Genomic DNA, 21,909 nt, shown 5'->3' on the forward strand with positions numbered 1-21,909 from the left:
AAATGGCAAATACTTTCTATTCTTATTCTGCTTATATATTACCATCTTCAAATGCAGAAATCACTGTCTTAAAAGGATACTTAGATAGTTTCTATCATAAACCTGACAATATTGATGAGCCAAAAATTGTATTAAACGACAATCAAATCACAATAACTTTTAATGACGAGTACAATTTCTATATTTATTTATCTCAGGAAAAACATATAAATGACGAAGCTGTAGAAATTGCTGATGATCTTGAAACTGACTGGAATGAAAACTTTTATGACAAAGAAAAACTGAAGACTTCAATAAAAAGATTTGAAGTTTGGGGAGATCCTGATTTTGACATGGATTACTTCAACGACAGTCTTTTTATAATAGATCAAATCGAAAAATTTAGCGACATCCTCATTTTTCAAAACCAATAGATTACTTTAAATATCAAAATCCGATTTATGAAAATAGATCGGATTTTTTATCCTAAAAAAAGAGTATTTTAGCTTAACTAAAAACTCAACTCACCAAATTATCTACTATTTTTCAGTAAATATTAAGAGGACTATAATCAAAAATGAATAACGAAAAATTAATACAATTACTAATTTATTCTCATGCTGTATTTGGTGGCGTCGCTCTTATCTCGGGTTTGATTTCATTAATTGTAACCAAAGGAAAAGTTATTCATAAAAAATCCGGAAAACTCTTTTATTACTGCATGCTTTTATCAGCATTGACAGCTTTAATTATTTCCAGTTTACCGCAACACAAAAGTCCGTTTTTATTCGCAATCGGAATCTTTAGCTCTTATTTTATCATAACAGGCTACAGAGCTTTACAATTCAAAAATAAAAACATCAATTTAAAGAAAGATAAGATTATTTCAGGAATTATGATTGCAACAGGAATATTGATGATTTTATACAATCCGTTAATAAATCAAAAAATCAATATTGTCTTAACTGCTTTTGGTTGTATTGGACTCCTTTTTTCTGTACGGGATTTAATACTCTATAAAAATCGGGAAAAACTACACCAGGACTGGCTAAAACTGCATCTTGGAAAAATGATTGGTGGTTACATTTCTGCTACAACCGCTTTTGTTGTTGTAAACGAATTTTTTCCCAGCTTTTATGGCTGGTTTATCCCGGGAACTTTTGGCGCAGTCTGTATTATTTTCTGGATAAAAAAATTAAATAAAAAGCAACAACAAAACCCAATAAGAATAGAATAAGATTATCATCAAAGAAGGAAAATAAATTATTTATAAAATATTGTAAGCTTCTTTCTAAATTAAATTTAGCTCCTAAAATTATAATGAAAAAACGAATAACATATCAGATAGATTCTTTTACAAAAGAAAGATTTAAAGGAAACCCCGCAGGAGTTGTGGTAAACGCAGAAGGATTGAATGATTACCAAATGCAGCAAATTGCAAGAGAATTAAACAATTCTGAAACTGCATTTCTTTTTCCTCCCGATACTGACGATTGCGATGGTATTATACGCTATTTTACTCCCAATACCGAAGTTCCGATTTGCGGTCACGCTACAATTGCAGCAATGTATGCAAAAGCTGTTGAAGAGAAATTAGATTCTTGTGTATTAAGATATAAAACCAAAGTAGGCATACTGCCGTTTGAAATAATCAAAAACAACGAAGATTATCAAATTTTAATGACACAGGGAACTTTCGAACTTAGTCCGCCATTTAATGATATTATTACACAAAAAATGTTAGGTGCTTTAGGATTAGAAAAGTCTGATATTGAAGACAAATGTCCTATTCAAATTGCTTCTACAGGACATTCTAAAGTAATGATTGGAATTAAAAGCAGAACAAAACTGAACAATTTAACACCTGACTATCCTGAATTAGCAAGCTTAAGCAAAGAGATTAACTGCAACGGTTATTTTGTTTTTACATTTGATTCTGATGATAAAGATATCCTGACTTATGGCAGAATGTTTGCCCCGGGAATTGGTATCAACGAAGATCCTGTAACCGGAAACGCAAACGGACCATTGGGCGGTTATCTGATACAAAATGAAATTGTTGCTTTTGATGGTAATGAGTTTGAGTTTAACGGACGACAAGGTGAAAAAATAGACCGTTTAGGTGTCATAAAAGTTAAGGTCTCAATTGAAGATAACAAACCAAAATTAATTCAGATAAAAGGTGATGCTGTTGTTGTTTTTAAAACTGAAATAGAAATTTAAAAATACAATTCATCTCTGCCAGATTCGAAAACAGTAATGGAAATAACCTTAATCAAAAAAACCGATCATGATCTTTTAAGAACGTTATTCTTAAAAGAAAGGCAAGCTACCTTTTACTGGCTAGATCCGGCAACATTTCAATTAAATGATTTTGACAGAAATACAAAGGATGAAGTTATTCTCGTAGCACGAATTGGCGGAATTCCTGTTGGATTTATTTCTATCTGGATGAGAGATCGGTTTATTCATCATTTGTATGTCGATCAGCAATATCATGGTAAAGGCATTGGAACAGCTTTATTGAAGGCTGCCATTGACAAAACCAGCTTGCCTATTACCCTTAAATGTTTAGAGAACAATACCAAAGCTGCTATTTTTTATGAGAAAAAAGGTTTTACTATAAAAGAAAGAGGCCGATCTGAACACGGTGCTTATATTGTATTTGAATTGACAGAAAACATGAATTAAATCAAAAAATTAACGTAACACAAAATACTAACGCAACCATTTAACAAATTCTACATCTATTAATTAAACCAATGACAGATTTTAACCAATGAAAAAAAATTTACTCTTACTTGTTTTAATTATAATGAGTTCCTGCTCTAATAATGATGCAATAAATTCGACCAAAAAATCTTTACAGGGCAAATGGAACTGGATTGGTTCTAGCGGTGGATTTGCAGGAACAACAGAAACTCCAAAATCTACTAACAAAGTGATTCAAATTGAGTTTTCCGGTTCTTCTTACAAAAAATATATTGATGGACAACTGGTCTTTGATTATCCGTTTGAAATAAAAACCCAAAAATCTATTTTTGGTGGTGAAAGACCTATGATTGTAAGTACTGACCCTGCAATATATTTTCCTGCCATGTCTTTTGAATTTGAAGATAATAAACTGCACTTAAGCGAGGAATGTTATGACTGTTTTGGATCTGGATATGTTCGTATAAAATAAAACTTAACGTTAAATCAAAAATCATGAAAAACATAATTACGTTACTCTTAATCGTTTTTACATTTGCAGGTTGCTCTAATGATGGTGATGATAAAACTCAAAATCCTGTGGTTGGAAACTGGAAGTTAATAAAAACCCGAAATATTATACAAGGCAATAATAATCCCATTGTTTTTACCGATTATTCAAGCCAAAATAAGATTTATAAATTCGATACAAAATCAAATCTAACCATCACAACGGGGTCGAATATAGAACATTACAAATACGAGTACAAAATTGATTATTTAACGGGAGATGCTACTTCCGGAGGTACAAAATCACCCGTTGTGATTATTGAAGGTGTAAAATATGGTTATTTGTTTCTTGACGGACAAATGATATTAGAACAATCTTATGTAGATGGTGAAGACTTATATCTTGTAAAACAATAAGTCTTTGACCTTTTATAAATAATACCTTTCTCGTTTAGCCCCGATGGAAACGACATCCTTTTTCCGGTTTCTTTAACCGGGAAAAGATATAGTGTAAAGCGGGACAAAAGGTCTGAAAGAACAAAAACAATACTGCTTCCAAAAAAAAAAATCCGCTCCTCGAAAAGATCTGAAGAGCGGAAATCAATTGTTTTGTTTTTTAGCGTACTAAGAAAAGTGCATTACTGAATAATAGTACTCCGTTTTCCCAGAAACCTCTAAAAAGCGGATTGTCCATCATGTAAATTACGGTTCCGTCGCCTCTTTTGTCTACAGCAAAACTCACGGTTTCGTTAAGTTTTTTCCTGATATCGTTTCCAACAAAGCCATAACTTAAATAGTCTTTTGGAATATACGCGACATTAACAGCGTTTTTAAGTAATGAGAACGATCTTTCGTTGCTTTTAAGGCTAAAATAAGTATTTCCTAACCCAAATGCCATTGGATAGGTTTTGTCTAATTTATTTTCGATTATGGCACCCGGAATAGAACCTGAAATGTTTCTTCGCTCTGAGCCTTCAAAATCCAGAAAGCGTTTTTTAAGTTCGGTTTCTTTTTGTTCTTTCTCTGATTTTTCTTTGTCTTCTTTACTTGCAAACAAACTCAAAGCATAACCGTCGCGATCCTGAAATAAAGAAATAGCATTGCTTATTGCGATTACCTTTCCGCCATTTTTAACCCATTCGTCGATTTGTTTTTTCTGGTCTTCAGATAAGTCATAACTACCGTCTGACAGAATCAAAGTATTGTAATTATACAATTTAACTCTATTAAAATTACTCGTTTCAACAATACTAACCGGATAACTTATGGTTTCATCCAGATAATACCAGGTTGAACCAAACTCTGTAGAAACGATTCCTTTTCCGGAAAGCATTAAGATTTTTGGCGCTTTGAGCAATGCAAAATTCTCACCGCCAATATCTTTAGAATTGGTCGAAAATCCTGTGGTTATAAAACTATAATCGGTTTTGATTTTGATAATATCGCTTACAGTTTTTTCGAAATCGGTTATTTTTGGATTATCGGCACGGCTTACAATTAATCCACCCGGTTCTATAGAAACAGTTCCAAAAACTGCCTTTTTCATGGCTGATCGTACTTTTATTCCCGCCTGATGTAATAATGAAATCACCTGAGCCGAAGTTCTGTTATTCCACGGTACGTAAAAAGCATAGACACTTGCCGGAACTGTTTTTTCGGCATTCTCGATCTTAGATTTTGTTTTAATCTGAAGATTATTTTTTACCGCATAACCTTCAACTCCATATGCCAAAGGCAATGCCCAGGCTGTAATATCATACGATAAACTATCGTTTAATTTCTGATTTGGTTCAAATAAAACCTGAGCCAGAACAGATCTTGGCTGATCTGCTTTAATAATTAAATCATTTGGCTCAACCTTAAAGTTTTCATTTTTCTTGTTTTGATAATGAAATCCTGAAGCGCTTGCAGAGGCATCTGCATAAGTAAACTCAATATCATTTTTCTTTAGCATTTCGGTTAATTGTTCCAGTTTCGGATTGCTTTTCAGAACATACATATTGTAGACTCCTTTTGCCTTTTTTCTGGCATTGGTATGAAAATCCCTGAAACCTTTTAGAAGCACATCTTTTTGCGAAGCAGCACTTTCTACAACCGTTAAAACAGCTGTGGCATGATGTGTTAATCGGTCTTTTATGGTAACATTGGTACCGTTTTCCATTGTAACCTCACGTCCTGCTCCTATTCCGCCCTGTTCCAGCGTTAATCCTACTGCACCGTTGTATGTTGGGTAAGTATCGCCATAACTTGGGTAAAACAAATCAAATCGTTCGCGGGTGTTGTACATCCAGTTTTGCTTGTCGAATTTTTGTGAAATATTTTTACCCAAAACATTATAAAAATCCTTTTGGTATTGTTCAATAAATTCGTGCAAAGGTTCTGCTGCAGGAGGAAAAAAGTAAGGCGAATTATAACTCATTTCATGCACATCAGTATGAACCTGAGGCATCCATTGATTATACAACTTAATACGTTGTTGCGATTCGATTTGAGTTTGCCACGCCCAGTCTCTGTTGAGATCAAAAAGGTAATGGTTGTATCTTCCGCCCGGCCAGACTTCCATGTGTTCTCTGTCGTATAACCCAGGATGTGTTTTTTTTCCGGAAATTTCTCTTAACCAGTTTCCGTATCTTGAATATCCATCAGGATTAATACACGGATCGAGAATTACAATCGTGTTTTTCAACCATTGTTTTGCAGCTTCGTTTGACGGATTCAAAAGTTCGTAAGCTACGGTCATGGCACTTTCGGTTCCAGCAAATTCATTTCCGTGAACGTTGAAACTCAGCCAGACTATAATTTTATCTTCAACAGCTGTATTTTTTTTATCTGATAAGCCAATTGCCGCCAAGTTATTATTTCGGATTTGTTCCAGGTTGGCTAAATTTTCAGGTGTCGAAATATAATACACATTTAAATCACGCTGCTCGTTTGTTGAGCCGTATTGCTGTTTTTTGATCGACTGCGATTGCTCCGTCAGATATTTAAAATAATCTCCGACCTGATGGTAGTAACTAATTTGTTTTCCGTAATTCGGAATAAATTCTGAGGGTGTTTTTAGTTGTGCAAAAACAGAAAAAGAAACGGTAAACAGCACTATAGCCGTGAGTAATGTTTTCTTCATAAGTAAATTGAATTTGATAGGGGATTAAAAATAGCAATTAACTTTATACCAATTTAAAAATTGTACTAAATATTATTTTATATTTAAAACCTTAAATAAAAACCAAATTGGAAACCAAAACCCATCTCATAAGCAATACCAGAATTGCTGAAATAAATTCCAACAAAATAATCATTGAATCGACACAGGACGGTGCAGATTTAATTGCCAATACTTATTATCAGGATTTTGATAAAGTAATTCTTTATGAAAAAGATATTACGCCTCTTTTCTTTGACCTGAAAACCGGAATCGCCGGCGAGATCCTGCAAAAAGTCTCTAATTTTAGAATGCGTCTGGCAATAATAGGCGATTTCGAAAAATATGAGAGTAAAAGCATGAAGGATTTTATTTTTGAAAGTAATAAAAACAGACAGGTTAATTTTGTGCCTACTTTACAAGAAGCTTTAGACAGACTTTCTAACTAATAAACTATTATTTTAATTTGTATTTTTGTCAGAAAATAAATACAAGCCAATTTAAAACACACCAGTAAATACATTATGGAAGAAACAATTGAAAAATCAGTTTTTGAAGAAATCCCAACAGGAAAAATTTATACCGAAAAAGCAATCCAGTCCGGAACATTTCTGGGCGGACCATTAGTTGCCGGCTATTTTATGGCAGAAAACTTTAAAACTTTTGGCGATTTTAAGAATGCAAAGAAAACCTGGATTATTGCCATACTATCTACTATCGTAATTTTTGGTCTGATTTTCTTTATTCCTGAAAACATCAAGATCCCTAATGTTATTTTTCCGCTTATTTATATGATGATTGCAGGTTACCTCACCAAAAAATATCAGGAACAAAAAATAAATGAACACCTGAAAAACGGCGGTGAAAAATTTAATGGCTGGCGTACTGCCGGTGTTTCTCTTATTGGCTGTGCCGTTACTGTTGGCGCAATATTAAGTATCTCCCTTTTGAATGAAGCTGGCAGCGGAACACTCACAGAATCAACCAAAACATACGGTTCAGTAAACAACGAAATCGTATATCAAAACAACATCAACGAAAACGAAGCCGACCAAATTGCCAATTCTTTTGAAAAAACAGGCTTTTTTGACAACTCATTAACGAAATACATTTATCTGGAAAAAATAGACAATAACTACGAAGTCTCTATTTCCTGTAATGAATCAATTGAGACTGATTTAACCGCTTACCAATCATTTGTTCAGTTAAGAAAAGATATGCAAAATGATTTCCCTAAAAATAAAATCATTTTAAAACTAGTTGTTAATGATCTTGATAATGTTGTAAAGCGAATTGAATAAAACAAAAACCAAATGACGATAGAAGAAATCATTGATGCCCAAATGTTGGCATTCAATAACAAAGACATCAAAAGTATGATGCCTTTATATACCGAAGATACCAAAATCTATAATTTTCAGGATCATACAGCTATAATCGATGGCAAAAAAGACTGCGAAAACATGTTTATCACACTTTTTGAACAATCGCCTGAGCTAAATGCTGAAGTCATTAAAACGATATTTTTTGATAACAAAGCAATCGTTCATGAATATGTTTACGGGAGAAATGGAAGTAACGAGAAGAAAGAACAAGTGGTTATTTTTGAAATAAAAAATCAAAAAATAAGCCGAATGGATTTAATAAAATGAGTGTAAAAAAAAGTGTCTTAGAACAAAAATCAGACAAACAATTAGAAGAATATATTAAGCCTGAAAGCAGATTTGTACCTCAGGCAATAAAATTTGCTTATGAAATACTTAAAGCAAGAGGCAGAGATTTCTCAGAGGAAGAAACCGGAATAATCACTTCATTAATCACTAAAAAAGAAGAAAAAGAAAAGGAAAAGAAACCGCTTGTGATTCATGAAAATCATATACAATCCTCTAATTTAATGTATTTATCAGCTGCTTTAGGATTGATAAACTTTTTTTTGTCAGGTGAAGCAGCGATTAAAACCAATTTTAAAAGTGCTCTTTTTGGTATTCTTTTCGTTGTTTTTTAGGTGCTTTAATTAGAAGAGGTTATAATGGCGTAAAATATGTATTGCTGGTTTCCCTATTATTAGGCTCAATAGTTTCTCTTCCCTATTTAATTTATGACCTAAAAAATTTCCCTCTAAACGGAATTATAGATCTTTGTAATTACATCGCACAAATTGCCGCTACAATTCTTTTATTCCTGATTCCGAAAGAAAACGAAAACACGATGAAAGAAATACAGGACTCGGTTTCGGATATTTAAAAAAACATAAAATACAGGCTTCGGTTTCGTTCAGTCTGAAAATTGATTGACGAAACCCACTTTCATTTTTTATAAATAATAAATGTCCGGTTTAGCCCCGATGGAAGCGGTATCCTTTTATGGCAGAGTTTGCCATAAAAGATATAGCGTACAGCGGGACGAAAGGTTCTTTTAAAAATAATTTTTCTGCTCCTTTAAAATAAATCAAAAAACTACTTCTGTCTGATTTACCCCTCAAATTTGTCTTCAATCAACCCTAACTATCTGAATTTTAAAAGATAAATTTGTTGTATAACTTTCTAAAATCAAATAAGATGAGTGCAACAAATTTTACGACTACAATAAAAGTAAGCCAGTCTCCGCAAGAAGTTTTTAATGCTGTTACGAATGTTCGGGGCTGGTGGTCTGAAGAAATTGTAGGCAATACAGCCCAATTAAATGACATTTTTGATTATCATTATGAAGATGTCCATCGCTGCAAAGTGAAACTGATTGAAGTAATAGAGAACCAAAAAGTCGTTTGGCTGATCGAGAAAAATTATTTTAAGTTTACCGAAGACGAAACGGAATGGACAGGTACAAAACCTACGTTTGAAATCTCGGAAAAAGACGGAAAAACCGAGCTTCGTTTTACTCATTTTGGGTTGGTTCCGGAATACGAATGTTTTGAAATTTGCCGTGATGCCTGGACCAATTACATTCAGAATAGTTTATTCAAGCTTATTACTACAGGAAAAGGCGAGCCAAACGCCACGGGAAAACCTCAAACCGAAAATGAAAAAAAATTATCTGAAAAATAATTTCAGCATTTAAGGCATCCACGTTTAGACTACGATAATAATAGTTTTGGCTAAATCTCTTTTTTTGATGTTGCGCAACTTTGTACTATTAAAAAAAGAGATCAAATGAAAATTACAATTACAGGTTCTTTAGGGAACATCAGCAAGCCACTAACTCAGGAGTTAGTGCAAAAAGGGCATCAGGTTACGGTGATTAGCAGCAGTGTTGAAAAGCAACCGGAGATTGAAGCTTTAGGAGCTTTGGCAGCAATTGGTTCTGTCGAAGATGTGGCATTTTTGACCAAAATTTTTACAGCTGCAGATGCGGTTTATTGTATGATTCCGCGAGCGAATTATTTTGACCCGAATCTTGATCTCGATGCTTTTACCAGAAAAATCGGGAACAGTTATGCCGAAGCCATTAAAAAATCTGGAGTAAAACGTGTCGTATTTTTAAGCAGTATTGGCGCACATTTAGAGCAAAATTCGGGAATTATTCAGCGTTACAATGAAATCGAAAATGTTCTGAATAAACTTCAGGATGTTTCGATCACTTTTATGCGTCCGACTTCGTTCTTTTACAATTTGCTGGCTTATATTCCGATGATTAAATCTCAGGGCGTAATTGCTGCAAATTATGGTGCAGACAGTATGATTCCGTGGGTTTCGCCAAATGATATTTCGGCTGCCATTGCAGAAGAACTCACTACTTTGACTGACGGAAAAAAGATTCGTTATGTAGCAAGCGAGGAACTTACAGGTCATGAAACTGCCCGTATTTTGGGCAAAGCGATAGGAAAGCCAGATTTAAAATGGGTTTTAATAAGCAACGAAGAAAACTTAAACAGTCTGATAAATGTGGGGATGCAGCCTAAAGTCGCTCACGGTTTGATTGAAATGTATACCGCACTTTACGATGGTACTTTGGGAGCGGATTATATACGTAACAAACCAGCCCTAATGGGGAAAGTAAAACTGGCGGATTATGCCAAAGAATTTGCTGCTATATTTAATCAGAATTAAGTACCTTGTATTATGGCAAATCATCAACCACATAAAATTAAAACCATAAGCGAATTTCATCAATTTCGGGATTTGCCTAAGCCGGAACATCCTTTAGTTTCGGTTTACAATTTTGAAGATTTGAAATACCTCAACGCAGAAGAGCCCAAAAGCTTAATGCTGGATTTCTATACGATTGCCTTAAAACGCAGTCCAAATGCCAAGATGCGATACGGTCAGCAGGAATATGATTTTAATGAAGGGGTTTTATTGTTTATTTCGCCGGGACAGGTTTTTTCTATAGAAAGCAATGCCGAATTACAGCATACAGGATGGTCATTATTGGTCCATCCTGATTTTTTATGGAATACACCGCTTGCCAAAAAAATCAAACAATACGAGTATTTTGGATATTCAGTTTACGAAGCTTTACACCTTTCTGACAAAGAAGAAAAAATGATCATTGGGATCATGAAAAATATCCAGCAGGAATATCAGTCAAACATTGATAAATTCAGTCAGGATGTTATTATTGCCCAAATCGAATTGCTGCTTACCTATGCCGAGCGTTTTTACAACCGTCAGTTTATTACCCGAAAAATTAGCAATCACCAGATTCTGGCTCGTTTAGAAAACCTGCTTGACGATTATTTTAGCAGTGATTCTCTGGCTCAAAATGGTTTGCCTACAGTGCATTTTATCGCCGAAAGTTTAAATGTTACTCCCAATTATTTAAGTGGTTTGCTAAAATCATTAACAGGACAAAGTACACAACAGCATATTCATGATAAACTTATCGAAAAGGCCAAAGAAAAACTCTCGACAACTAATTTATCAATAAGCGAAATCGCTTTTGAACTGGGTTTTGAGCATCAGCAGTCTTTTAGTAAATTATTTAAAACAAAAACCAATGTTTCGCCTTTAGAATTCAGACAGTCTTTTAATTAATAAGGCTTATAATTTTCTTAAATTCGTAGTAACGCTAATTAAATCCTTTTTAAAATGAATGATATATCTACCCATGTAAAACCGGCAAAAATGTGCTATGAACATATTGGTGGTAAACTCGGTCAATTGCTTGCCATAACTTTTGCAGAAAAGGGCTGGATTGCCAAACAGAAACCAACAGACAAGCACTTTTATATAACAGCTTTAGGTCAGGAAGAATTCGGGAAATTAGGCATTGATCTGAGTCAGATAAAATCAGAAAATTTATAAATTTATTTTAAAATTCAGTCTTTGTTTCCTTAAAATCATACTTTTAAATTTCATAACTTAGTTAGCTTTTAAATTTTAAAATCATGACTAATAAAGAAATTGCCCAGGATTTTTTAAAACTTGCCGCCAAAGGGCACTCGCACGAAGCATTTCGACTTTATGTAGGCAAAAATTTCAAACATCATAATGCTTATTTTAAAGGTGATGCCGACACTTTGATGCTGGCAATGGAAGAATCGACAAGAACAAATCCCAATAAAATTTTTAAAATTCATCATATCTTAGAAGATGGCAATCTGGTTGCCGTGCATTCTCATTTAAAACAAACTCCTGTAGATTTAGGTTTTGCTGTTGTTCATATTTTAAAATTTAAAGAAAACAAAATTATTGAACTTTGGGATTTAGGACAACCAATTCCAAAAGAGCCTATTAACGAAAACGGAATGTTTTGATTTTTACGATAAAGAACGCTAAGATTTTTTCTAATTTTAACCTGAAATCTGAAACTAAAAAAAATGACACCCATTCTTAGAATTTGCTCTTTATTAACTATTCTTTTTTTACTATCAAACGGCAATTCTTATGCTCAGAAAGGAGATCATTATTCGTTACAAATTGACAGTTTGATTAAAGTTTCAGATCCTAAATTTAATGGGGTAATTTTAATTTCTAAAAACGGAAAAACACTATATTCCAGAGCTGAGGGGTTTGCCAATTTCGATTCTAAAAAACCTTTAACCCTGAACAGTCAATTTGAACTTATGTCTAACAGCAAACAAATTGCTGCAGTTTTGATTTTATTGGAAGTCGAAAAGGGAAAAATCAATTTACAGGATCCAATTAAAAAATACATCCCGGAACTTACGCAAACCTGGGCAGATTCTGTAACCGTTCATCAGCTTTTAAACCATACACATGGTATTGTTGATCTGCAAAAACCATTGACTTTTAAACCCGGAACAAACTTTAAATACGGCAATTTAAGTTTTAATTTACTTGGAAAAATTGTCGAATTCACAACTCAAAAAAGCTATTCAGAAGTTGCCAATACACTTTTCAGAAAGTTAAAAATGAAAAACACATGGGCTTATGCTCCGGATAAGACTTCAAATTTAGTTTCAGGGCATTTTAATGTTAATGGTATTTTTAAAGTAAAAAAAGAATCACAGATTACTCCTGAAAGTTTAGGTGCTGACGGGATTATTTCTACCGCAAATGATTTGGCAATTTGGAACAATAACCTCCATAAAGGAAAAATTCTAAAACCTGAAACTTATCAATTAATGATAAAATCAACTGTTTTGTCACAGCACAATTTCTTTGGAAAAGAAAAAGACGGTTATGGTTACGGAATTCGTACTATTGAAAAAGAATCTGTCAAATATCTTGGTCACACCGGTTTAGGTGATGGATTTTCTTCTGTAAATTTGTATTTCCCTAAAAGTGACGTAAGCCTGATTATTTTAGAAAATCAGATGCCTGAAAATGCAGACCTGTTTTATGCTTCTGAATTTAAAATTAAAAATATTTTACTGAAGAGTTATGTACTAAACCAAAAATAAAAGACCATGGCAAAGAATAAAACTACGGAAACCGAAAGCAGTGTAACTGACTTTATCAATAAAATCGAAGATGATGCAAAAAAAAGTGATGCTTTTGAACTTGTAAATATTATGCAAAAAGCAACCGGTTTTGACTCTAAAATGTGGGGACCAAGTATTATTGGTTTCGGAAGTTATCATTACAAATATGATAGTGGTCACGAAGGCGATGCACCATTAGCCGCATTTTCACCAAGAAAAGCAGCCATATCGCTTTATTTATCTTTATCTCCTGAAAACAGAGAAGAACTGCTTTCACAATTAGGAAAACACAAATCATCAAAAGGTTGTATTTATGTCAAAAAAATAGCAGATATTGATGTTGAAATTCTAAAAAAACTTATTGTACTTTCGGTTGAAAACCTAAACAAATTATATCCTTCAAATTAATCCCAATCATGATCCTTACCATACTGATTCTTTTACTGGCATTACTTTATCTTTTTTTACAACACCCGCAATTTGGTAAGAAACCTTCAGGCGAAAGATTAGCATTAATTCAGAAATCACCACACTTTAAAAACGGTAAATTCGAGAACCTAAGTCCTACACCGGAACTTGCAGAAGGCTATGGCTATTCTCAGGTTTTATATGATTTTTTCTTCAAAAAAGTAGACCGAAAAATTCCAACAGATTTAATTCCGTCTGTCAAAACTAATTTAATAGAACTCGCTCGTGATAAAGATATCCTCGTTTGGTTTGGACATTCGTCGTATTACATTCAGCTTGAGGGAAAGCGTTTTTTAATTGATCCCGTTTTTAGCGGAAACGCCTCTCCTATTCCCGGAACTACAAAAGCCTTTAAAGGAACTGATATTTATACGGTTGATGATATTCCTGAAATTGATTATTTATTGATTACACACGATCACTATGACCATTTAGATTATAAAACGATTTTGAAATTAAAGTCTAAAACCAAGAAAATCGTTTGTGCTCTCGGAGTTGGTTCACATTTTGAATTTTGGGGTTTTCCAAGCGAAAATATCATCGAAAAAGACTGGTACGAAAAAATAGAACTCGATCAAAACCTGACACTTTACACTACTCCGTCCCGACATTTTTCCGGCAGAAGTTTTAAACGTTGTAACACGCTCTGGACATCCTTTGTACTAGAGGCAAATAACTTTAAAATGTATTTGGGCGGCGACAGTGGTTACGATTCTCACTTTAAGGAAATTGGCGATAAATTTGGTCCTTTTGATCTTGCTCTTATCGATAACGGACAATATAATCCGGCATGGAAATACATTCATAACTTACCCGAAGATGTCATAAAAGCAATGAAAGATCTGAATACCAAAAGAGTATTTCCGGTTCATTCATCAAAATTTGCACTGGCATTACATTCCTGGGATGAACCCTTAAGTAAAGTAACAGCCTTAAACGCAGCTTCAGAAAATCCAATTCCGTTAATCACGCCAAAAATTGGAGAATTGGTTGAATTAAAAAATGAAAAACAAGAATTTCAACAATGGTGGAATGGCGTTAAATAAATTTTAGCCGAACACAAAATGAGCCTGCGAAATCTTTTTTTCGCTTAAAAAATATCATGGAAACAACAAACTATATTATCCGAAATGCGGATGTTTTGGAATTTGAAGCAATCGGAAAACTTTTGATTCGTGTTTATTCGCAGCTGGAAGGTTTTCCGAAAGAAAATGAACAACCCAATTATTATAAAATGCTGGCCAATATTGGCGATTTTACAAAATATCCTGAAACGGAACTTTTGGTGGCAACTGATCAAAAAAACACGATTTTAGGAGCTGTAGTTTATTTTAATGACATGCAATATTATGGTTCAGGCGGAATCGCAACTCAGGAACAAGATTCGGCAGGTTTTAGATTATTAGGTGTTGATACTACAGCACGCGGAAAAGGAATTGGAAAGCTTTTGACGCAGGAATGCATCAATAAAGCTACAAAAAGCAAGCAAAAGCAACTTATTATTCATTCGACCCTTGCTATGAAAACAGCCTGGAAAATGTATGAGAATCTTGGTTTTCAAAGATCAGAAGATTTAGATTTCATGCAGGGAGAGCTAGCAGTATTTGGTTTTAGATTGCCTATTATTTCGTGAAACTAACAACTAAAAAAACAACACCTTGAAACTTAAAATACATTTCTTTACGATTGCTTTTCTGGTCACTTTCAATTTATTTTCTCAAAATACTTATGTGTTTTTAGGATCATACAATCTTGATAAATTGGCAGAAGCCATTCGGGTTTATCAATTGAATCCTTTAAACGGAGAACTGACCAAAGTAGCTTCTGTGAAAAATGTTGTAAATCCGTCTTATTTAACCGTTTCTCCAAACGGAAAATATGTTTATGCCTGTACAGATACCAAAACACCAAATGCAGGAAGTATCAGCAGTTTTGAATTTAATGCTAAAAATAAAACTCTTACTTTTTTAAACAGCCAGAGAAGCGGCGGCGAAAATCCGGTTTATGTTACAGTTCATAAAAACGGAAAATGGATTGCTAATGCCAATTATACTGAAGGAAGTGTTTCTGTTTTTCCCATTTTAGAAAATGGAAAAATCGATTCAATCGCACAAAATTTTCAATACCTGGACGGAAGTATTAATAAGGAACGACAAACCAGATCGCATGTTCATTCGGCAGTATTTTCTCCCCGATTTGACTATTTGTTTTTACCGGATTTAGGTGCTGATAAAATCCGTTGTTATGCATTTGATGAAAATCAGAAAAAACCACTTATCGAGACCCAAAACCCATTTACAAAAACAGATTTAGAAGCCGGACCAAGACATTTTACATTTCATCCTAACGGAAAATTTGGTTATGGTATCGAAGAGATGGCTGGCGCTGTAACAGTGTATAAATATAAAAACGGGACTTTAAATAAAATTCAGAGAATCGATACACACCCTGATCAAATAAAAGATGGATTTAACAGTTCTGATATACACATTTCGCCTGACGCAAAATTTCTTTACGCTTCAAACCGTGGAAACGAAAACAACATTGCTATTTTTTCTATTGCCAAAAATGGTCTTTTGAAAAACATTGGATATCAATCGACTTTAGGAGATCATCCGCGTATTTTTGCAATAGATGAAAGTGGTAAATTTCTGGTTGCAACCAATGTTAATTCCGGAAACGTAATTGTATTTAAAAGAAATCAAAAAACAGGCTTGCTTACAAAAACAGGGCATGAAATAAAAATGGAAAATGTTTCCTGCGTTCAGATTAAAAAGATTTAAAATAGCACACACAGATGACAGATATAAACGTATTTTGTTTAATCTGTGATAAAAAAACTTATGAAAATGACAAAACCAGCATTCAACTTACAGCCAGAGTTTTTAGAAGATGAAATCACAAAACTAGTTCCGCTGCAGGAAAGTGATTTCGAGGCACTTTATCAAATCGCTTCAGATCCTTTAATCTGGGAACAACACCCCATGAAAGACCGCTATAAAATAGAAGTTTTCAAACCTTTCTTTGAAGCAGCCCTCAATTCGAAAAGCGCCTTTTTAATTGTAGATAGAAAAACCAACGAAATTATAGGCAATACCCGATATTATGATTACAATCCGGAAAAATCAAGTATTGCGATTGGCTATACTTTTATTGCAAGAAAATTTTGGGGTGGTTTATACAATAAATCCAATAAAAAATTACTGATTGATTACGCTTTTGAACATGTAGATTCTGTACTGTTTCATATTGGTGCAGATAACATCCGTTCACAAAAAGCTGTTTCGAAACTGGGAGCCGTAAAAATCGGTGAAATGCATGTAACCAGCAACGGAGTTGATATACCTCATTTTGAATATGAGTTAAAAGCTGAAAATTATAAATTATAGAATAGTAGCAAGATGTGGTTTGTAAAATGTGAGAAGTGAAATGTGAGAAGTGAAATGTGAGAAGTGAAAAGTGAAAAGTAAAATGTCAGAGGTTTAAAATTATTCTTTTATTATTTTTTCGTAAGAAAAAAACAATTAATTAAAACATTTCATTTCTCACTTCTCACATTTCACTTCTCACATTTCACTTCTCACTTTTCACATTTTACTTTTTACATTTCACATTTCATTAAAAAAAACAACAATGAAAAGAATTACAGTCTTCTGCGGATCCAGCTTTGGAACCGAAGAAATATATAAAGAGCAGGCAACTTTGCTGGGAGAGACCCTGGCACAACAAAATATAGAATTGGTTTATGGTGGCGCCAATGTAGGTTTAATGGGTGCTGTAGCTGATGGTGTTTTAAATGCAGGCGGAAAAGCAATTGGTGTTTTACCCAACTTTTTAAGATCTAAAGAAATTGCGCATTTAGGTTTAACCGAATTGATTCTGGTGGAAAGCATGCACGAAAGAAAAACCAAAATGAACGATTTATGCGATGGCGTAATTGCACTTCCGGGTGGTTTTGGAACACTTGAAGAACTTTTCGAAATGCTAACCTGGGCACAATTGGGACTTCACAAAAAGCCAATTGCTGTTTTGAACATCAACGGTTTTTATGATGCGCTTATTGAATTAACCCAAACAATGGTTGAAAAAGGTTTATTGAAAGATGTCAATCAACAAATGCTTCTAGTAAGTGATAATATTGACGGGTTATTAGAAAAAATGAGAAACTACACTCCTCCAACCGTTGGAAAATGGATTAATAAGGATAAAATGTAATCCCTCTAAAATCTAATTTTTAAACTGCTTTTTATAGTCACTTGGATTCAATCCTGTATACTTCTTGAACAATCGATTCAGGTGACTTGCATCGCTAAAACCAAATTCATATACAATTTCATTAATTTGCATATTGGTAAATTTGAGTCGGGTTTCGATGAGTTTCACTTTATAAGCAATGGTATATTGCTGAATACTTTGACCTGTTTTGTTTTTAAAGTATTCGCTGATATACGTTGGAGAAACATTAAATTCTAAAGCTATTTTTGCTGCTTTTAGTGCTTCCGGCTGATAGATATTCTGATGTACATAATTGAGCAAATCCAAACTTGGTTCAGCATTAGACAGAGTAATTGCAAGTGGTGCAATAAGCGAAATATTTCTTGCTGCAATTGTAATAACAGTATTCAGAATCTGTTTAATGACTTCCTGCTGCTGCGGAAAATTGTTCTTTTCTTCCTGAATCAGGGCTTCGATCATGGCTCTTAATAACGGCTTATCGCTTACTGTTTTTAAAATACAGCCCGGTAAATGATTATGGTTATGAAAAATAAATTCCAGTTTCTGGATCCAGTCACTACTTTGCGTTTTAAGATAACTGTCATGAAACCGGATAAAGAAAAACTTAGTCTTTTCAATCACTTCAAAGCTGTGTGTATCTTGCGGAAAAATCAAAAACAACTTGTCGCAGGCATAAGGCAAACGGTGATCATTAATAATCTGAATGCCTTTTCCTTCCAGAACAAAAACCATTTCAAAAAAAGTATTTTTGCGTTCTTTGGCTTCATATTCTGAAACTTCCAAAAACTGAAGCTCAAAAGGATGGTATAAATTTCTAATTTCCATCTTTCAAAAATACAAATTATTCCAATGATTGTACAAATTTTACAAGGCTGTTCTTTGCAACTTTGTCTTATAAAATCACACAAAATATGGAAACAACCTCTTTTTTATTATTACGTCTTGCCGTCGCTATAAGCATGTTTGGCCACGGACTGGTACGTCTCCCAAAATTAACCATCTTTAGCAACTGGATGATTGGCAGTTTCGAAAATTCTATGCTGCCTAAATTCATTGTAACGCCTTTTAGTTACATTTTACCAATAACCGAATTTGTAATTGGATTGCTTTTAATATTGGGTTTATTTACCAAACCTTCCCTGATTGCCGGTGGTTTTGTCATGCTTGCTTTATTATTTGGAACCTCAATGATTGAGAACTGGGAAGCCATTCCGTCGCAATTAATTCACGTTGCCTTTTTTGCTTTGTTATTGCATTTTATCGATTATAACAGTTGGGCAATTGATACTTTAATTAAAAAATAATAGTTATGAGTTCAAGAAGAAATTTTATAAAACAAACCGGAATTATAGGAATGGTAGGAATGATGAATCCTATAGAAGCTTTTTCAGAAGTATCACAACCGGTATCATTTTTAGCTCCACAGAAAACAAAATGGGCTGATGGTTCAAGATTAGTTGTTTCGATTTCGATGCAATTTGAAGCTGGCGGACAACCTGATAATGCCGAAAGTCCGTTTCCTCAAAATATACAAAAAGGATATATTGATCTTCCCGCTGCAACCTGGTACAATTACGGTTATAAAGAAGGAATTCCGCGTATGCTCGACAATTGGGATAAACTGGGTGTAAAAGTCACTTCGCATATGGTGGGAACAGCAGTTTTGAAAAATCCGGAACTCGCCAAAGAAATTGTACAACGCGGACACGAAGCCGCTGCACATGGAATGAACTGGAGCACACAATATACCATGCCTTATGATGAAGAAAAAAAGTTTATAAAAGATGGTGTTGATGCGATCAAGAATGTAACCGGTTTTACGCCTGTTGGTTATAATGCAAACTGGCTTCGACGTGGCACCAATACGCTAAACATCTTGCAGGAACTGGGTTTTAAATATCATATTGATGATATCAGCAGAGATGAACCTTTTATCATTCAGGTAAAAAACAAGGATTTTGCTGTAGTTCCGTATACACTTCGTTGCAATGATATTGTTTTAATAGAAGGGAAAAACTTTTCGGCAGATCAGTTTTTACAACAGGTTAAAATGGAGTTTGATCAACTATATGCCGAAAGTGAAACACAACGCCGACAAATGTCAATTAGTTTTCATGACCGTATTGGCGGAACTCCACAAATGGTAAAAGCCGCAAATGATCTTATTCGATATATGCAACAACATAAAGGGGTGAGTTTTAAACGTAAAGATGAAATTGCCCAAATGGCATTACAGGACAAAACAACAATTAGAGAATGATATATTTCGAATTCCATTTAAAATCCATACAGGTTAAAACTTGTGTGGATTTTTTATTTCAGGTAATTCGAATTTCTTTCTTAAATTAGAGCTTCGAAAAATTGTTTCGATTTTCAAATTTATTATTTGAAAGTTTTTACTCCATTTTACAACACACATTTTACAAATCAAAAATGAAAACAGAAAATAACCACTTCGCAAAAGCCGAAATGTTGATTAGAAAACCTGTTTCAGAAGTTTTTCAGGCTTTCACAGATCCGGAAATTACCTGTAAATTTTGGTTTACCAAAGGTTCCGGAAAATTAGAACAAGATACCACAACTGAGTGGACCTGGGAAATGTATGGCTTTTCGTTAACCGTAACCACATATGTTTTACAGGAAAACAAAAAGATTGTCATCGAATGGGGAAATCCCAATGAAACGACTTTAGTCGAATGGATTTTTAGTCCGCTCAACGAAAACGAAACATTTGTAAGCATTACCAATTCGGGTTTAAAAGGCGATTCAGATAAAATAATCGATCAGGTCAGAAATTCTACTGAAGGTTTTACATTGGTTTTAGCCGGGGCAAAAGCCTATTTAGAACATAATATTTTGTTGAATTTGGTTCTGGATCGATTTCCAAAAGGACTGGCATAAAGAAGTTTCAGGTTCTTTGCGAAAACCTGAAACTTGAAACCTGAAACTAAAAAAACAATAAATGGATATAAAGAAACCCGAAAATATTGATGATTACATTGGTACATTCCCAAATGACGTTCAGGAAATTTTAGAAAAAATCAGAGTAACAATTCAGAAAGCCGCTCCGGATGCCAAAGAAAAAATCAGTTATTCAATGCCTGCTTTTGAACAAAACGGAATTGTGGTTTATTTTGCTGCTTTCAAAAATCATATTGGTTTGTATGCTTTACCAAGCGGACATGAAGCGTTTAAAGATGAACTATCGAAATATAAGTCCGGAAAAGGTTCCGTACAATTTCCTCTTGACCAACCTATGCCGTTTGATTTAATTACCAAAATTGTGAAATTTAGAGTTCAGGAAAATCTTGAAAAAGCAAAAAAGAAATAACCTTCAATGAATCTAACTGAACATTATAATCAGCTTTATAAAACATCTTCCGACGCGATTTTAGCTGGTAATTATAAAATAGATCAGCATATTAATGATGTATCAGATTCCCGATTCGGAATCACATTACTTATTCGCCCAAGTGAAGCGATAAAAGCTAATATTCAGTTGTTTTTAGAGGAATTAAAGGCAATTGATCCCACTCAGTATTATTATCCTGATTCTGATCTTCATATTACCGTGATGTCTATTATTTCCTGTTATGAAGATTTTACTTTAGATAAGATTAAAGCTGAAGATTATGTCGAGATTATCAAAGAAAGTTTAATTGATTTAAGCGAAATTAAAATTGAATTTCGAGGTGTTACAGCTTCACCTTCTGCTCTCATGATTCAGGGGTTTCCAACTGATGAATCTTTACATATTTTACGGGATAAACTTCGTGAGAATTTTAAAAAGTCGGCTTTGCAGCAAAGTATTGATAGCCGATATGCAATTGCAACGGCACATGCTACTGTGGTACGTTTTCAGAAGAAACTTCAAAATCCAAAGAAAATAATGGAGATTACAGAACAATATTGCGATTACAATTTTGGAACGTTTGCAGTTGCAAATTTAGAATTGGTTTATAATGATTGGTACCAGCGAAAAGAAAACACAATTCATTTAGCCGATTTTCATATCAAATAAAAAATAGCCGCAAATTTAATTTGTCAGTTATAAATA

The 21,909-nt window shown here is 33.9% G+C and carries 30 protein-coding genes; 28 read left to right on the top strand and 2 right to left on the bottom strand.

Annotated elements, in window-relative coordinates; translation table 11 throughout:
• Nucleotides 1-2: 2 nt before the first annotated feature.
• The 6 genes from A4F88_RS11690 to A4F88_RS11715 all read left to right on the top strand — a co-directional run bounded on the left by A4F88_RS11690 (nucleotide 3) and on the right by A4F88_RS11715 (nucleotide 3,597).
• A complete protein-coding gene (locus tag A4F88_RS11690; protein ID WP_068842794.1) occupies nucleotides 3-413 on the top strand; it encodes a hypothetical protein in 411 nt (136 codons plus the stop codon).
• A 143-nt stretch (nucleotides 414-556) separates the two neighbouring features.
• Nucleotides 557-1,216, top strand: coding sequence for a DUF2306 domain-containing protein (locus A4F88_RS11695; RefSeq protein WP_068842795.1), 660 nt, complete (start codon nucleotides 557-559; stop codon nucleotides 1,214-1,216).
• Nucleotides 1,217-1,299: 83 nt separating this feature from the next.
• Nucleotides 1,300-2,202: a PhzF family isomerase gene (locus A4F88_RS11700; protein ID WP_068842796.1), complete on the top strand. Its 903-nt coding sequence runs from the start codon at nucleotides 1,300-1,302 to the stop codon at nucleotides 2,200-2,202.
• Between the two features lie 36 nt (nucleotides 2,203-2,238).
• Complete coding sequence (locus A4F88_RS11705; RefSeq protein ID WP_068842797.1) at nucleotides 2,239-2,670, top strand: GNAT family N-acetyltransferase; 432 nt, start codon at nucleotides 2,239-2,241, stop codon at nucleotides 2,668-2,670.
• An 88-nt stretch (nucleotides 2,671-2,758) separates the two neighbouring features.
• Nucleotides 2,759-3,163 carry a hypothetical protein gene (locus tag A4F88_RS11710; RefSeq protein WP_068842798.1) on the top strand — a complete coding sequence of 135 codons (405 nt, stop codon included), beginning with the start codon at nucleotides 2,759-2,761 and terminating at the stop codon, nucleotides 3,161-3,163.
• A 23-nt stretch (nucleotides 3,164-3,186) separates the two neighbouring features.
• Nucleotides 3,187-3,597: a hypothetical protein gene (locus tag A4F88_RS11715; RefSeq protein ID WP_068842799.1), complete on the top strand. Its 411-nt coding sequence runs from the start codon at nucleotides 3,187-3,189 to the stop codon at nucleotides 3,595-3,597.
• Between the two features lie 199 nt (nucleotides 3,598-3,796).
• On the opposite strand, the gene A4F88_RS11720 is transcribed toward A4F88_RS11715, so the two are convergent.
• Nucleotides 3,797-6,304, bottom strand: a complete 2,508-nt coding sequence (locus A4F88_RS11720) for a M14 family zinc carboxypeptidase (RefSeq protein WP_068842800.1) — start codon at nucleotides 6,302-6,304, stop codon at nucleotides 3,797-3,799.
• Between the two features lie 107 nt (nucleotides 6,305-6,411).
• Here A4F88_RS11720 and A4F88_RS11725 point away from each other — a divergent pair, with 107 nt between their 5' ends.
• The 17 genes from A4F88_RS11725 (at nucleotide 6,412) to A4F88_RS11800 (ending at nucleotide 17,831) form a co-directional block, all read left to right on the top strand.
• Complete coding sequence (locus A4F88_RS11725) at nucleotides 6,412-6,771, top strand: DUF4180 domain-containing protein (RefSeq protein ID WP_068842801.1); 360 nt, start codon at nucleotides 6,412-6,414, stop codon at nucleotides 6,769-6,771.
• Nucleotides 6,772-6,846: 75 nt separating this feature from the next.
• Nucleotides 6,847-7,623, top strand: coding sequence for a hypothetical protein (locus tag A4F88_RS11730; protein ID WP_068842802.1), 777 nt, complete (start codon nucleotides 6,847-6,849; stop codon nucleotides 7,621-7,623).
• Nucleotides 7,624-7,635: 12 nt separating this feature from the next.
• Entirely contained in the window at nucleotides 7,636-7,974 is a 339-nt protein-coding gene (locus A4F88_RS11735; RefSeq protein WP_068842803.1) for a nuclear transport factor 2 family protein, read from the top strand.
• A complete protein-coding gene (locus tag A4F88_RS11740; RefSeq protein ID WP_068842804.1) occupies nucleotides 7,971-8,327 on the top strand; it encodes a hypothetical protein in 357 nt (118 codons plus the stop codon). Before A4F88_RS11735 ends, A4F88_RS11740 begins: the two co-directional genes overlap by 4 nt.
• Before the next feature lie 41 nt (nucleotides 8,328-8,368).
• Nucleotides 8,369-8,566: a hypothetical protein gene (locus A4F88_RS25670; protein WP_178368490.1), complete on the top strand. Its 198-nt coding sequence runs from the start codon at nucleotides 8,369-8,371 to the stop codon at nucleotides 8,564-8,566.
• A 314-nt stretch (nucleotides 8,567-8,880) separates the two neighbouring features.
• Nucleotides 8,881-9,366 (top strand): SRPBCC family protein, encoded by a 486-nt coding sequence (locus A4F88_RS11745; RefSeq protein ID WP_068842805.1) that lies wholly within the window; start codon nucleotides 8,881-8,883, stop codon nucleotides 9,364-9,366.
• 105 nt (nucleotides 9,367-9,471) lie between these two features.
• Entirely contained in the window at nucleotides 9,472-10,368 is an 897-nt protein-coding gene (locus A4F88_RS11750; RefSeq protein WP_068842806.1) for an NmrA family NAD(P)-binding protein, read from the top strand.
• Nucleotides 10,369-10,380: 12 nt separating this feature from the next.
• Complete coding sequence (locus tag A4F88_RS11755; protein ID WP_068842807.1) at nucleotides 10,381-11,295, top strand: helix-turn-helix domain-containing protein; 915 nt, start codon at nucleotides 10,381-10,383, stop codon at nucleotides 11,293-11,295.
• A 54-nt stretch (nucleotides 11,296-11,349) separates the two neighbouring features.
• Nucleotides 11,350-11,565, top strand: a complete 216-nt coding sequence (locus tag A4F88_RS11760; protein ID WP_068842808.1) for an ArsR family transcriptional regulator — start codon at nucleotides 11,350-11,352, stop codon at nucleotides 11,563-11,565.
• A gap of 83 nt (nucleotides 11,566-11,648) precedes the next feature.
• Nucleotides 11,649-12,017 (top strand): nuclear transport factor 2 family protein, encoded by a 369-nt coding sequence (locus tag A4F88_RS11765; protein WP_068842809.1) that lies wholly within the window; start codon nucleotides 11,649-11,651, stop codon nucleotides 12,015-12,017.
• A 63-nt stretch (nucleotides 12,018-12,080) separates the two neighbouring features.
• Nucleotides 12,081-13,127, top strand: a complete 1,047-nt coding sequence (locus A4F88_RS11770) for a serine hydrolase domain-containing protein (protein ID WP_068842810.1) — start codon at nucleotides 12,081-12,083, stop codon at nucleotides 13,125-13,127.
• A gap of 6 nt (nucleotides 13,128-13,133) precedes the next feature.
• Nucleotides 13,134-13,556 (top strand): DUF1801 domain-containing protein, encoded by a 423-nt coding sequence (locus tag A4F88_RS11775; RefSeq protein ID WP_068842811.1) that lies wholly within the window; start codon nucleotides 13,134-13,136, stop codon nucleotides 13,554-13,556.
• Between the two features lie 8 nt (nucleotides 13,557-13,564).
• Nucleotides 13,565-14,662, top strand: coding sequence for an MBL fold metallo-hydrolase (locus tag A4F88_RS11780; RefSeq protein WP_068842812.1), 1,098 nt, complete (start codon nucleotides 13,565-13,567; stop codon nucleotides 14,660-14,662).
• Between the two features lie 56 nt (nucleotides 14,663-14,718).
• Entirely contained in the window at nucleotides 14,719-15,249 is a 531-nt protein-coding gene (locus A4F88_RS11785) for a GNAT family N-acetyltransferase (RefSeq protein WP_068842813.1), read from the top strand.
• A gap of 25 nt (nucleotides 15,250-15,274) precedes the next feature.
• Nucleotides 15,275-16,399, top strand: coding sequence for a lactonase family protein (locus tag A4F88_RS11790; protein WP_068842814.1), 1,125 nt, complete (start codon nucleotides 15,275-15,277; stop codon nucleotides 16,397-16,399).
• Between the two features lie 66 nt (nucleotides 16,400-16,465).
• A complete protein-coding gene (locus A4F88_RS11795) occupies nucleotides 16,466-17,005 on the top strand; it encodes a GNAT family N-acetyltransferase (RefSeq protein WP_068842815.1) in 540 nt (179 codons plus the stop codon).
• Between the two features lie 244 nt (nucleotides 17,006-17,249).
• Nucleotides 17,250-17,831, top strand: coding sequence for an LOG family protein (locus A4F88_RS11800; protein WP_068842816.1), 582 nt, complete (start codon nucleotides 17,250-17,252; stop codon nucleotides 17,829-17,831).
• Between the two features lie 12 nt (nucleotides 17,832-17,843).
• Here A4F88_RS11800 and A4F88_RS11805 read toward each other — a convergent pair whose 3' ends face one another.
• Nucleotides 17,844-18,677 carry a helix-turn-helix domain-containing protein gene (locus tag A4F88_RS11805; protein ID WP_068842817.1) on the bottom strand — a complete coding sequence of 278 codons (834 nt, stop codon included), beginning with the start codon at nucleotides 18,675-18,677 and terminating at the stop codon, nucleotides 17,844-17,846.
• Between the two features lie 86 nt (nucleotides 18,678-18,763).
• On the opposite strand from A4F88_RS11805, the gene A4F88_RS11810 reads away from it, so the two are divergent.
• The 5 genes from A4F88_RS11810 (at nucleotide 18,764) to A4F88_RS11830 (ending at nucleotide 21,873) form a co-directional block, all read left to right on the top strand.
• The gene (locus A4F88_RS11810) at nucleotides 18,764-19,156 is read left to right on the top strand and encodes a DoxX family membrane protein (protein ID WP_068842818.1); all 393 of its coding nucleotides are present in this window, start codon (nucleotides 18,764-18,766) and stop codon (nucleotides 19,154-19,156) included.
• 5 nt (nucleotides 19,157-19,161) lie between these two features.
• Nucleotides 19,162-20,112, top strand: a complete 951-nt coding sequence (locus A4F88_RS11815; RefSeq protein WP_082815758.1) for a polysaccharide deacetylase family protein — start codon at nucleotides 19,162-19,164, stop codon at nucleotides 20,110-20,112.
• 173 nt (nucleotides 20,113-20,285) lie between these two features.
• Nucleotides 20,286-20,753, top strand: a complete 468-nt coding sequence (locus tag A4F88_RS11820; RefSeq protein WP_068842819.1) for an SRPBCC family protein — start codon at nucleotides 20,286-20,288, stop codon at nucleotides 20,751-20,753.
• Between the two features lie 61 nt (nucleotides 20,754-20,814).
• Nucleotides 20,815-21,183 carry an iron chaperone gene (locus tag A4F88_RS11825; RefSeq protein WP_068842820.1) on the top strand — a complete coding sequence of 123 codons (369 nt, stop codon included), beginning with the start codon at nucleotides 20,815-20,817 and terminating at the stop codon, nucleotides 21,181-21,183.
• A 6-nt stretch (nucleotides 21,184-21,189) separates the two neighbouring features.
• On the top strand, nucleotides 21,190-21,873 hold the full coding sequence (locus A4F88_RS11830) for a mutarotase (protein ID WP_068842821.1): 684 nt from the start codon (nucleotides 21,190-21,192) through the stop codon (nucleotides 21,871-21,873).
• The last annotated feature ends 36 nt before the right edge of the window (nucleotides 21,874-21,909 follow it).

The organism is Flavobacterium chilense (assembly GCF_001602525.1).
GTDB lineage: Bacteria > Bacteroidota > Bacteroidia > Flavobacteriales > Flavobacteriaceae > Flavobacterium > Flavobacterium chilense.